The organism is Nocardioides rotundus (assembly GCF_019931675.1).
GTDB classification, from domain to species: Bacteria; Actinomycetota; Actinomycetes; order Propionibacteriales; family Nocardioidaceae; genus Nocardioides; species Nocardioides rotundus.
The window spans coordinates 3,851,316-3,862,743 of record NZ_CP082922.1 but is presented as its reverse complement, the minus strand read 5'-3'; the positions used below and the strand labels follow the sequence as shown (position 1 = coordinate 3,862,743).

The 11,428-nt window shown below is 68.6% G+C and carries 11 protein-coding genes and 1 pseudogene; all 12 read right to left on the bottom strand.

What is annotated here, in order from left to right; all coding sequences use genetic code 11:
* Window positions 1–5 precede the first annotated feature (5 nt).
* Window positions 6–740, bottom strand: a complete 735-nt coding sequence (locus K8W59_RS19005) for a hypothetical protein (RefSeq protein WP_223396554.1) — start codon at window positions 738–740, stop codon at window positions 6–8.
* Between the two features lie 31 nt (window positions 741–771).
* Complete coding sequence (locus tag K8W59_RS19000; RefSeq protein WP_223396553.1) at window positions 772–1,779, bottom strand: ParB N-terminal domain-containing protein; 1,008 nt, start codon at window positions 1,777–1,779, stop codon at window positions 772–774.
* Window positions 1,779–2,651 carry a hypothetical protein gene (locus tag K8W59_RS18995; protein WP_223396552.1) on the bottom strand — a complete coding sequence of 291 codons (873 nt, stop codon included), beginning with the start codon at window positions 2,649–2,651 and terminating at the stop codon, window positions 1,779–1,781. The genes K8W59_RS19000 and K8W59_RS18995 overlap by 1 nt, the downstream gene beginning before the upstream one ends.
* Window positions 2,652–2,743: 92 nt before the next feature.
* The gene (locus K8W59_RS18990) at window positions 2,744–3,199 is read right to left on the bottom strand and encodes a hypothetical protein (RefSeq protein WP_223396551.1); all 456 of its coding nucleotides are present in this window, start codon (window positions 3,197–3,199) and stop codon (window positions 2,744–2,746) included.
* Entirely contained in the window at window positions 3,196–3,804 is a 609-nt protein-coding gene (locus tag K8W59_RS18985) for a DUF2637 domain-containing protein (protein WP_223396550.1), read from the bottom strand. The genes K8W59_RS18990 and K8W59_RS18985 overlap by 4 nt, the downstream gene beginning before the upstream one ends.
* Before the next feature lie 29 nt (window positions 3,805–3,833).
* Window positions 3,834–4,802: a bifunctional DNA primase/polymerase gene (locus K8W59_RS18980; RefSeq protein WP_223396549.1), complete on the bottom strand. Its 969-nt coding sequence runs from the start codon at window positions 4,800–4,802 to the stop codon at window positions 3,834–3,836.
* A gap of 231 nt (window positions 4,803–5,033) precedes the next feature.
* The gene (locus K8W59_RS18975; protein ID WP_223396548.1) at window positions 5,034–5,930 is read right to left on the bottom strand and encodes a helix-turn-helix transcriptional regulator; all 897 of its coding nucleotides are present in this window, start codon (window positions 5,928–5,930) and stop codon (window positions 5,034–5,036) included.
* 86 nt (window positions 5,931–6,016) lie between these two features.
* Window positions 6,017–6,166 (bottom strand): annotated as a pseudogene (locus tag K8W59_RS18970) (multicopper oxidase domain-containing protein); the annotation flags it as partial.
* A gap of 33 nt (window positions 6,167–6,199) precedes the next feature.
* Window positions 6,200–7,150: an IS3 family transposase gene (locus K8W59_RS18965; RefSeq protein WP_223396340.1), complete on the bottom strand. Its 951-nt coding sequence runs from the start codon at window positions 7,148–7,150 to the stop codon at window positions 6,200–6,202.
* The gene (locus K8W59_RS18960) at window positions 7,147–7,437 is read right to left on the bottom strand and encodes a transposase (protein ID WP_223396547.1); all 291 of its coding nucleotides are present in this window, start codon (window positions 7,435–7,437) and stop codon (window positions 7,147–7,149) included. The genes K8W59_RS18965 and K8W59_RS18960 overlap by 4 nt, the downstream gene beginning before the upstream one ends.
* Window positions 7,397–8,884, bottom strand: a complete 1,488-nt coding sequence (locus tag K8W59_RS18955) for a multicopper oxidase family protein (RefSeq protein WP_223396546.1) — start codon at window positions 8,882–8,884, stop codon at window positions 7,397–7,399. The genes K8W59_RS18960 and K8W59_RS18955 overlap by 41 nt, the downstream gene beginning before the upstream one ends.
* The gene (locus K8W59_RS18950; RefSeq protein ID WP_223399951.1) at window positions 8,881–11,385 is read right to left on the bottom strand and encodes a heavy metal translocating P-type ATPase; all 2,505 of its coding nucleotides are present in this window, start codon (window positions 11,383–11,385) and stop codon (window positions 8,881–8,883) included. The genes K8W59_RS18955 and K8W59_RS18950 overlap by 4 nt, the downstream gene beginning before the upstream one ends.
* Between the last annotated feature and the right edge of the window lie 43 nt (window positions 11,386–11,428).

Genomic DNA, 11,428 nt, shown 5'->3' with positions numbered 1-11,428 from the left:
GGTTCTCACCGCAGCGGGCTATCGAGCACCGACAGCCGCAACAGGTAGCAGGACGCCGCCACGCCGCCGGTCTCCGGCGGCGCGGTCTCACCGTCACCGTCGTCGCCGGAGGGTTCGGTGTCGGGCGGGCAGGCGAGGAAGACCGTGAACGCCACAGCGTGTTCGGAGGCGACGGGTTCGTCGTTCCAGATGCCGGTGCGGTGCCGGGTGCCCTCGATGGTGATCGCGGTCGCCCCCTCGGGGAGTTGCCCCGGATGGGCCTGCTCGACCGCCTCGGCCCACTGGCCGGGCACGAAGGCTTCGTCGATGGTCAGGTGCTGACTCGTGCTGTATTGGCGCAGATCGAGCCACGATTCGCGCGAGGGCAGATACGAGGCGATGTCGGAGGCCAGGCCCGCCTGCTCGACCCCGGTCGGGTCACCGACGTCGAGCAGCACGGAGGTGTAGTCGAGCGGGAACAGGCCGCTGGCCGTGTCCCAGGTGAACAGCGCAAGCGCCACGTCGCGGGCGAACTCCTCGGGATCCTCGGTGGGCGCGATGCGCGGCAGCCGGGGCGTCGGATCGCCGGGGCCTGCGGGAACCTGCACCGTCGGGTCGTCCGGGGCACTCGTGCCAGGGTCGGCGGGGCCGGTGAGCAGCCCGTAGACGCCGATCCCGGCCAGAACGAGCAGCACGACCGCCGCAGCGATCAGGGCGATGAATCGACGGCGGGTGCGGGCGGGGTCATCGGAGGTTTTCATGCCTCCAGGTGCGCCCCTGTGTCCTCCGGGGTCAGAGCGCGCGCAGGTGCCTGCGTGCCCCGGCCGCTGGTTCCGTGGGCTCCTGCCAGGCGGTGCGCAGCTCGTCAGCGAACGCGCTGGTGCCGTCTGCGGTATCCAGGAACGAGGTGATCTGCTCGTCGCTCAGTTCGGTAGCGAGCACTACCGCGTCGTAGTGCGTCCACCAGTCGGCCAGTTCCGTCCAGGTCGCCACGAACGCCCGCACCGGCCACCGGGCGGGCGCAGCCTCATCCCCGCCGCCGGCCGAGGCGAGGGAGCCAGCAGGCTGGGGCGTCTTCGTCTGCCGGGCACGAGCACGGGCGAGGGCCTCCTGCGCCAGCGCCCCCAAGTCCTCAGCCCCCTCGCCTGCGACGGCGAGACGGACGCGCTCGAAGCCCGGATGCACCGGCGCACCCGCGTCGATGCGGTGGAGTTCTTCTGCCGCCTGCCCCCGCACCGGCTCGGGCACGGCGGGGTCGGCGGCGACCTGTTGCAGGTAGTCGATCTTGTCGAGCGTGGTGTGTGAAGCGCCGCCAGGGATCATCGCTGCCGCCTGCTCGCGGGTATCGCCTCGTGCCGACGACGGTGCCGCAAAATTTGCGGCACCGTCACTTCCCGGCTGGTTGTCCGCGCTGAACCGCGTGGCGGCCTGCCTGCGGGCGGCGTCCTCGACCATCAGCGACTTCAACTCCCGGTACAGCGTCGCCGCCTCGACCGGGGTGAGGTCTTTGTGCAAGAGGTTGTCGTCTTGCTCGGCCAGCAGATGCCCGAGCCTGCCCGAAATGCCCGAGCGCACCCACACGTTCACCGTGCGCCAGCCCAGCCGTTTGATCGCGGCCAGCCGCCGCGCACCGCAGACCAGCACACCGTCGACGGTGACCGTCAGCGGCTGCAACAGGCCGTCCCGTGCGATGGACTCGCACAGCGCGTCCAGGTCGCCCAGATCCCTGCGGTGACGGTGCCCGACGATGATCGACTCGACCGTGCGGTCGAGCTCGATGTGCCCGGTCTGCGCGCCCATCACTGGCTCCCAGGCTTCGGTGCGGCCAGCGAGATCATCAGCACGAGATCGTCGTCCCGCAGCAGCGCCTCCCGGCTCTCACCGATCAGCAGCCGCAGCAGAACGCCCCGCCCCGACGCCGTGGCCGCGTATGCCGGGTTCGGGTGACCCAGGAGAGCCCTGAGCAGCGCCGACCACGCGGTGCGGTTCACATCCAGCAGGGCGCGGGCGTGCTTGTCGCGGCGCAGCAGCTCATACGCGCTCTGCCGGTTCCCGGCACGGGCGAGGGCCTGGCAGATGTGCTCGACTCCGGCGCGGGCGATATGCGGGGGCCACTCCAGCGCGACGAACAGTGCGATGGCGTCGTCCATCGCCGCATGAGCCGACATGCGCACCGCCGGACGCCCCGGCCCGGCATCTGCATCCGAGTCGGTGTCGTTGCCGGCGTCCGTGGGATCGGGGTCGCTGACCTGGAAGGAGGCGTGATAGTCCGTCAGCGGGTTCTCCCGATCCGACAACCTCTCCGGGTCGTGGAACACCGAGTAGTTCGGGCGTCTGGCCTGATGCGTCGAGCACAGCAGCCCCTGCCCGCGTTCCTCCGCGATGCAGGTGATGCGCACCGCGTGCGTGACCACGCCCCACGGGTCGTCGGCGGTGCGGGCGGCCTTGGTGCGCATCACATCGAACGCGGCGCTCGCCGCTTCCCACGGGTCGAGACCGTGCTTGTGCGCCAGCAGCTCGTACTTCTGTGCGGCGTAGCCCATCAGATCGGCGGCGACCGGATCGTGCCGCCACGCGCCGGGGCCAGCCTCATGCAGCCGGTTCAGCAGAGCGCGCAAGCCCTCGCTGCGGGTGAAGTCCTCCGGCTCTTGGAGTGTCGTGCGGGTTCTCATGATAGGCGCCTCCTTGCGTCGAGGTGCACGCGATTTCCCTCGGTGCTGGGGGTGGTCGGGAGTTCGTGGCCGTGTCATCGCTGCTCACCGCTTCACGACTTCCCGACCGCAGCCCGCGTCGGAGCCTGGTGCCGCGCACCGTGCCCGAACGCTGCCAACGGCGACAGCCGCCGCTTCGCCCGCTCCCCGAGGCTCTTGATGCCCTCGACCATCGGGGCGCGGGCTTTCCGGGCCAGCTCGGTCTCCAGGTCGATGCCGCGACCGGCCAACGACGCGCTGTTGCGGGCGATCAGGTCGGTAGGCCGCACCCACTCCACCCCGCGTGCGCGATGCTCCTCGAGTTTCCTCTCGACCTCGGCCGCCTCCGCCTCCGTCGCCGTGGACTCGGCCTCCGTGGACTTGGCCGGGTCGGTGCTGGTGCGCTTGGTGACGTCGGCGGCTGCGACCGCCTCGGGCACCTGCCGCACCTGGCTCGGCTGCTCGGGCTCCGACACCGCGTCCAGCGGAGGATCAAGCCGTCCGTGCTGCTCATGCGGATTCGTGTTCATGATGTTGTCTCCATCTCTCTCGTCGTGGTTTCGGATTCCTCGGCCGGGGGCGCGAACCATCTGCCCACCGTCGAGGGATGCACTTGCAGCTCGTCCGCGATGGCCTTGTTCGACCACCCGGCCTCCCGCAACTGCGCGGCCCGCTCCCGACGCCCGAACGACTCGCCGTCAGTGGCATCACCACCGACCGGCGCCACCTCGGCCCTGGAGGCGGTGTCGGCGGTCGGGGGCCGCGACGTGGAGCGGGTCAGGACGACGGTCAGGTGCGTGCTGGCCAGCAGCACCAGCGGCGGGACGGCCGCGACGGTCGCCGCGAGCACACCCGGCACGCTCGCATCCGCTGCGACTATCGCGTGTAGTGCGTTCGCGGCGACCGACACCAGCGCTCCGCAGATCAGCAGCGCCCACGGATACCACGCACCCGTGCGCCCATCCAGCGCAACGACTGCGATGGTCGAGACCACGATCAGCCCGTCGACCAGCAGCGGCCAGATCCACGCCTGCGCCGATGTGATCCCCGAGCGCGCGGCGAGGTCAGCGAGCGCCATGAACGACAACCAGAACGCGCCGACACCGATCAGCACGGTGCCGGTCGCGGCGGTCACCACGGCCCAACCCCACCGTTCGCGCACCATCACAGCACCTGCACTCTCGCCCCTGGAGACACTCGTCCGGTTGCCCGAGTGAGGGTCTGGTCCTCTGAACGCAGCGGGGCGCGAGCCCTTGGGCCGCAGGAGTGAACGTGCCGGTAGGCCGAGCCGACCGTCCGGGTGATTTCCCGCTCTCGGAGCCCCGCCTGCGCAGCGGCGGGGCCGAGCGTGCTCAGCGCATCGTTCGGTGGGGTGCCTTGCTCGGCCATTCGGCACGCCGCCCAGAACAGGCCGGCGTTCCGTTCGCCCTCGATACGCCGTGCCACCCACGCGGCCAGCCGATCTGTGTGCACTGACCGGTCGACCTGCGAGACAGTGAACGGCACCGGGTCGGGTCGGGGATCGAGGAAGTTTCGCAGCGCCACGGCGTCCATCCGGGAGGCGGCCTCGGTGAGGGTTTCGACCCGGTACGAAATGCGGCGAGCCCCGAGCGCAAGTGCTGAGGGAGGCACGATCACGTAGCCGCCATCGCCACGGAAATCCACTCCCGCGTCAGCGACGTGCCACGACCGTTGCGTCTGTTCAGGATCGGCCGAGAAGTACAGATGCCTGCCGCCCGTCGGGGTACGCACCTCCGCCAGCGGTGTCGGAATCAGACCGGCCCGCGCAGCTCGCGCGGCCGCTTCGTACCCATTGGCACCATGCACGTCGATATCGACGACGACCAGCCCAGAGAAGCTACCCGTCGGGATGGCGATGTTCGCCCCTGGTTGCCACCGCCACCAGGCATCGACTCGCCGGAGATTGCGGCTGGCCTCCCGATAGCCGTACGTGACCATCGGGCCTTTCTCGCCCGGCACGCACGGGAACACCGGCACCCCGGCAGCAGCCAGCCGGTGGGCCGCGAGAGGCAGCGGAACGCCTTGGCCGAGACCGTCGAGGACAGCCGTCATCGCCGCAGCCTGGGCCGGCGTCGAGCCGCGAACCGCACGAGCGGCGCGTACCTCATCCATCGCCAGACCTCCTTCCGCCGGAGGCCACCCCGCTCGGGGCGACCCTGCGAGCGTGAGGTGCGTCGGGCGAATCAGGAGGTCGAGACGGACATGGGAAGGAGACGATGACCGTCAGGCGTCGTGACGAACCCGACGAGTCTCTACCGGACTACCAGACAAGACGCGCGCCGAAAATCCAGTGCCCGGAGATCGCAAAGAAGCGGCGCAGAGTTGGCAGATCGGGCACATCGCTCAAGCCACCTGCCCACACATCTGCCGGTATTGGCCGGGCGTCACGCCGACGTACTGGCGGAACAGTCGAGTCGCGTGGCTACGGGAGTGCCAGCCGACCAGCTGCATCGCAGCCGCGACTGTCAGGTCGGTGTCTCTTAGGTACTTGGCCAGGCGCTCGGCTCGGAGCATCGTCAGAAACGCCAAGGGGGTCTTGCCGTAGGCATCCACGAATACACTGCTCAACCGGGACGGCGAAAGATGTACCTCGGCGGCAAGATCGTCCAGCGTCCACCGTCGTGCCGGATCCTCTCGGAGCAGGTCAGCCGCACGCCGCACTTCGACCCGCAGGGGCGCGAACCGGCGGTCTCTAGGAAGTGTGGGTCGGATATGCGCACGCTGTGACGGTGAGATACGTACCGGGGAGACCTTGATGAACGGCGCGATGACGTAGGCGATCTGAAACCAGAGCGCTTGCATCCGCAGGTAATGACGGACGAACTCACCGTCAATGCTCAGTGCCACCAACTCATCTAGCCACGGCATCAACATCCCGGCCCGATCTTCCCCGAGGCGGAGGATCTGCGCGGGCTCCGAGTACATCGTGTCGGCGAACCCTTGCGCGTCCAGGCGGTCGGCAACGAACCCGGCGTACTGCCAACGCACCTGATCGAGCACGAAATCGGTGTCGAGGTAGACGGTGGTCACAGTGATATGACCCTCGGGCTCTGACCCGCACAAGGTATTTGCGCCGAGCACGATCACGTCGCCTGGTTTGACTGGCTTCTGTCCGAACTCGCTGAACAGGATCGCGCTGCCGTCGCGGACAACGATCACCTTCACGCAGTCATACGCGATCGGACCCACTGGGCGATGGATGGTTCGAGTTCGAGCCAGCAGCGGCGCGTAGGGCGTCATGCCACGATCTGGCGTGGACCCACTCATCGCGACCATGCCATTGCGCGTTCAAGATCAACCGGTGCCGACGATTCGTATGACGCGCGTCAGGTCTGGTAGCCGATGACGGTCATCATGCCGGTTTCGGCGTGGTAGATGTTGTGGCAGTGTGCGGCCCATTGGCCGGGGTTGTCGGCGTCGAAGTCGATGGTCAGGGTCTGCTTCGGCAGGATGATCGAGGTGTCCTTGCGCGGCCCACTGTGGTTCCCCCCGAATCGTGGAGGGCTTCCTTATGCGGCTTCCCGGTCGGGGGCCGCGGTGTTCTCGTAGCTGACCGGGCTCATCATGCCTGCCGAGCTGTGCCGGCGTTCGTGGTTGTAGAACCCGTAGCACCAGTCCAGCACGACAGCCTGGGCCTGGCGGGTGTGCTCGAACTCGTGGCGTGAGAGAACCTCCCACTCCAGGCTGCTGAAGAACGCCTCAGCGGCGGCGTTGTCGAAGCACGACCCGACCCGGCCCATCGACTGCCGGATGCCCATGTCGCGGCACAGCTTGGTGAACGAGGTCGCGGTGTAGGTCGAGCCCCGGTCGGTGTGGAAGATGACCCGCTTGGTCTCCTCGGTGCGCCAACCCGGCTGGTTGACCGCATCGACGCCACCGCGAGCCGCCACGGCCATCTTGATCGCCGCGCACGCCAGCTCGGCGTCGGGGTGCAGGCTGGTCGCGGCGCCGAGCAGACGACGCGAGTACAGGTCGATCACGGTGGCCAGGTACAGCTTCCCGCTGGCCGTGGGGATCTCAGTCATGTCGCCAACCCAGCGGGCGTTAGGCCGCTGCGCGGTGAAGTCACGGCGCAGCAGGTCGGCGAACTTCGGTGCGGTCTTGTCCTGGCGTGTCAGACCGTTCCTCCGCTTGATCCGCCGGGCGACCAGCCCCTGGCGGCGCATCGAGTCCGCGACGGTCTTCTCGCTGACCTCCCACCCATCATCGAGCAGGTCAGCGTGCAACCGCGGGGAGCCGTGCAGGCCCCGCTTCTTGGTGAACATCACCTTCACGGCCCGGTCGATGGTGTAGCGGCGACGGTCCATAGCGGTGAACAGGCCGCTCGAGGCGCCCGGGCCGAGCGACCGGTCGCGCCACTTGTAGAACCACGCCAGGGACACCCCCAGCAGCAGGCAGGTCATCGTGTGCGGCACCCGGTAGATCGTCCTCTGGTCGGCGATGAAGCGTGCCACGCTCACTTCGTCGCCTCCTTCACCCACAGGACCACGGATCGCTTGAGGACATCACGCTCCATCCGGAGCTCGGCGTTCTCAGCACGCAGCCGCTTGAGCTCCTCGTGGTCGTCCTTCGACATTCCGTCGCGGCCCTCGCGTGCTTCCCGGGCCTGCTTGACCCAGTTGCCCAACGTGCCCTCGACCACGCCGAGGTTGCGCGCGACCTGAGCGATCGGCTTCCCGGTCTCTTCGACGATCCGGACAGCTCCCTCACGGAACTCCCGGTCGTACTTCTTCCGCTTCTGTGGCATCTCGATCCTCATTGTCGATGCCTCTACGGTCCGGGGGGAACCTCACACCGTCTGAGTGCTGGTAGGTGTGGCCGTGTAGGTGGAAGGGATGCCACATCTCGGTCTCGTTGACCAGAAGGAGGCGCACTCGCTCACCGGCCTGGACCGGCTGCGCGTCGCGTAGCGGCTGGGTCGGGTCGAACCGCTTGTTGTTGATGCCCCAGTCGTAGTCGGTCATTGAGCCGGTGAGCGTCAGGGTGATCTCCCGGTCGGGAGTCTTGGTGTCGAGAGCCACGCCGGGAGTAGCGGTGAGGATCGCGGCGGTGCCGACCTGATCGCTGTCCAACTCAGTGACCGTGACATCCGGTGCTGGTGCTTCGCCGCCGCCGGTGCGTACTACGGCGAAGGCGCGTTCGCGTTTGCCTTCGGCCAGCGCGACGAGTGGGAACGCGCCGTCGCCGAGGGTGACGAGGAGGTCGTAGCGTTCACCCATGCCGAGCAGAACGCTGTCCACTTCAACGGGTTCGACGGGGAACCCATCGGTGTGGGTGAGGGTGAGGCGGTGCCCGCCGACCGCGAATCGGAAGGCGGTGTCGCCGCCGGCGTTGATGAGTCGTATCCGTACTCGGCTGCCAGGGGTTCCGGTGAACTGGGCCGGGTCGGCGGCGGGCTTGCCGTTGATGAGGTAGTGCGGGTAGTAGACGTCTCCGGCGTCGCCCCCGAGCAGGTCGGAGGTGGCGCCCATGAGGGTGTTACCCATCCGCATGAACATGTCGCCCATCCCGCCCATGTCGCCCATCCCACGGGACAGCTCAGCGAGAACCTGGTCGGGGGTGGCGGTGACACCATCGAGCCAGTCGTCCAGGACGATGACCCACTCGTCGTCGTAGGCCAGGGGCTCGTTCGGGTCCTCGACGATGAGCGCCCCGTACAGTCCGCTGTCGAGCTGCGCACCGACGTGGGGGTGGAACCAGTAGGTGCCCGGATCGGGTGCGATGAACTCGTAGTCGAACGTGGCACCGGCAGCGATGGGTTGCTGGGTGATCGGTGGCACGCCGTCCATGTCGTTGCGCAGTGCGAGCCCGTGCCAGTGCACGGAGGTCTCGACCGGGAGCTGGTTGCGGACGGTCGCTTTCAGGGTGTCCCCGGCTCCGAGGCGGATGACCGGGGCGGGTACGGCACCGTAGGCGAAGGTCTGAGCCGTGGTGCCGGCGAGGTCCAGGCCAGCCGATGCGGCGGTGAGCGTGACTGCGGTGATCTTTCCGGTACCGCCCCGTTGCCGTTCCCGGTCTCGCACGGCGGCGCTGTCCGGGTTCACCCAGGCTGCAGTCGAGGTGCAGCCGGCGAGGGCGAGCGTCGCCGCCGCGCCCACGCCGAGTCCGAGGCCGAGGAACGCGCGCCTGCTCCACAGCCGCTCCAGGCCGAGGCCGGAATCATGACGGAGCGGGAGCCGGCTGGCCGGGCTCATCGGAGTGCCCCGTTCGGGGAAGGCTCAACCGGCCCGGCCGGACCGCTCTCGGCGGCGCTGCCTGGTGCGGGTGCTTGGTCGGGCAGTCGGAGTCGTTTGAGGAGCAGGGCGTTGACCGCGACGATGACGCTGGAGCCGGACATGCTGATCGCCGCGATTTCCGGGGACAGCATGATCCCGAACGCCGGGTAGAACACCCCGGCGGCGATGGGCAGCGCGATGGCGTTGTAGCCGATGGCCCAGCCGAGGTTCTGCCGCATCTTGCGCAGGGTGCCTTTCCCGATCCGCAGTGCAACCGGCACGTCGAGCGGGTCGGAGCGCATCAGCACGACGTCGGCGGTCTCGATCGCGACGTCGGTGCCGGCGCCGATCGCGATGCCGAGGTCGGCTTGGGCGAGCGCGGGTGCGTCGTTGACACCATCGCCGACCATCGCGACCTTCTTCCCGGCTGCCTGCAGCTCGGCGACCTTGGCGGACTTGTCTTCGGGCAGCACGTCGGCGATCACGGTGTCGATGCCCAGCAGCGCGGCGATCCGTTGCGCGGTGGGCTGGTTGTCGCCGGTCAGCATGACGGCCTCGACACCGGCTTCGTGGAGGGCGTCGATCGCGGCTTTCGCGGTCTCGCGGGGTGCGTCGGCCAGGGCAATCACCCCGCCGATGTCGCCGTCAACGGCGAACATGATCGCGGTGCGCCCGCTCGCCGCGAGGGCTTCGCGTGCGGCGTCGATCTGGCTGGTGTCGATCCTTTCCTGGACCATCAGCCGGGTGTTGCCGAGCACGACCCGGCGCCCGTCGACGGAGGCGATCGCGCCTTGCCCGGTGATGTTGCGGAACGCGGTCGCAGTGCGGCGTGGGATGTCGCGGGCATCGGCGTAGGCGACGATCGCTTTCGCCAGCGGGTGCTCCGATTCTCGTTCGGCCGCCACGACGAACGACAGCAGGTCCAGGTCATCGGTGCCGACCGCGAGATAGTCGGTGACTTCGGGCTCGCCCTTGGTGAGCGTGCCGGTCTTGTCGAACACCACGGTGTCGATCCGGGCGGCGGTCTCGATGCCGGTGGCGTTCTTGAACAGCACCCCGCGTTTGGCGCCCAATCCGGTGCCGACCATGATCGCGGTCGGGGTCGCCAGCCCGAGCGCGTCGGGGCAGGTGATGACGACCACGGTGATCGCGAACAGGATCGCCATCGGCACCTCCGCACCGGCGAGGAACCAGACCAGGAACGTGAGGCTGCCGCCGATCAGGGCGACCAGCACCAGCCAGAACGCGGCCCGGTCCGCAAGCCGCTGACCGGGAGCCTTGGAGTTCTGCGCCTCCTGCACCAGTTTCACGATCTGCGCGAGCGCCGTATCGGCACCGACCTTCGTCGCCCTCACCCGAAGCGTGCCGACCGTGTTCACCGTCGCGCCGATCACCGCCGAGCCGGGCGTCTTCTCGACCGGCATCGACTCACCGGTCACCATCGACTCATCGACCTCCGACGTGCCGTCCACGACCTCCCCATCGGTCGGTACCTTCGCGCCCGGCCGGACGAGCAGCAGATCACCGGGAACCACCTCGGCGGTAGGGATTTCGACCTCATTGCCGTCGCGGATCACCACCGCGCGGGCCGGGGCGAGTTCCAGCAGCCGCCGGATAGCGTCGTTCGCGCCGCCGCGGGCGCGCATCTCCACCCAGTGGCCGAGCAGCACGAAGGTGGCGAGCACGCTGGCGGCCTCGTAGAACACCTCCCCGCCGCCGGTCAAGGTGATGGCGAGGCTGTAGAGCCAGCCCGCGCCGACACCGACCGCGACCAGCACCATCATGTCCAGCGTCTTCGCGCGCAGCGCCCGATAGGCGCCGTCGAAGAAGATCCAGGCCGCGTAGAAGATCACCGGCAGCGACAGGACCAGGGAGAAGACGTCATCGCGGAGCCCGAACGGTGCCGGGACGGTGAACCCGATGACCTCCCGGCCGATCGGAGACCACAAGGTGATCGGGATCGAGAGCACCAGCGCGACCAGGAAACGGTTGCGCATGTCACGAATCATCGCGTCCATCGACATGCCGCCGTGGTGGCCGCCGTGCCCCATCACATCCTGCGCGGTCGCCGGTGCCGAGTCGCCATGCGCGTGAGCCGGCCCTGGCGAGGCCGGCGCCATGTCGTGGCCGGCATGGGCGGAGTGGTCGTGCTCGGTGTCACCGGTTGCGCCGTGGTGGTGCTGTGGCGCGCTGTCGTGGTAGGAGGGAGGAGCCGTCGAATGCGAGGCGTGCGGCTCGTCGCCGGGGTGGCAGATGTGTTGCGGCACGGACTGCCCGGCACAGTGGAACCCGCACTCGGTGACCCATGCGCGAAGCTGCTGAACCGATGTCAGCTCCGGGTCGTAGGTGACATTGGCGGTCTGCGAGACCGGGTTCACCTCGACGGCGACCACTCCGGGCCGTCGCCCCAGCGTCTTCTCGGCCAGCTGTGAGGAGGAGGCCCAATGCAGACCGGCCACCTCCAGGACGACGGTGTTCATCTTCTTGTTCATGGCGTTTCCTATGACGGGTGTTCAGCCCAGC

Bases quoted from the DNA above. Each gene is read 5' to 3' on its own strand.
- K8W59_RS19005 (WP_223396554.1), bottom strand. From the start codon at position 740: ATGAAAACCTCCGATGACCCCGCCCGCACCCGCCGTCGATTCATCGCC.
- K8W59_RS18990 (WP_223396551.1), bottom strand. From the start codon at position 3,199: ATGAACACGAATCCGCATGAGCAGCACGGACGGCTTGATCCTCCGCTG.
- K8W59_RS19000 (WP_223396553.1), bottom strand. From the start codon at position 1,779: ATGGGCGCGCAGACCGGGCACATCGAGCTCGACCGCACGGTCGAGTCG.
- K8W59_RS18975 (WP_223396548.1), bottom strand. From the start codon at position 5,930: ATGACGCCCTACGCGCCGCTGCTGGCTCGAACTCGAACCATCCATCGC.
- K8W59_RS18955 (WP_223396546.1), bottom strand. From the start codon at position 8,884: ATGAGCCCGGCCAGCCGGCTCCCGCTCCGTCATGATTCCGGCCTCGGC.
- K8W59_RS18980 (WP_223396549.1), bottom strand. From the start codon at position 4,802: ATGGATGAGGTACGCGCCGCTCGTGCGGTTCGCGGCTCGACGCCGGCC.
- K8W59_RS18950 (WP_223399951.1), bottom strand. From the start codon at position 11,385: ATGAACACCGTCGTCCTGGAGGTGGCCGGTCTGCATTGGGCCTCCTCC.
- K8W59_RS18995 (WP_223396552.1), bottom strand. From the start codon at position 2,651: ATGAGAACCCGCACGACACTCCAAGAGCCGGAGGACTTCACCCGCAGC.
- K8W59_RS18960 (WP_223396547.1), bottom strand. From the start codon at position 7,437: ATGCCACAGAAGCGGAAGAAGTACGACCGGGAGTTCCGTGAGGGAGCT.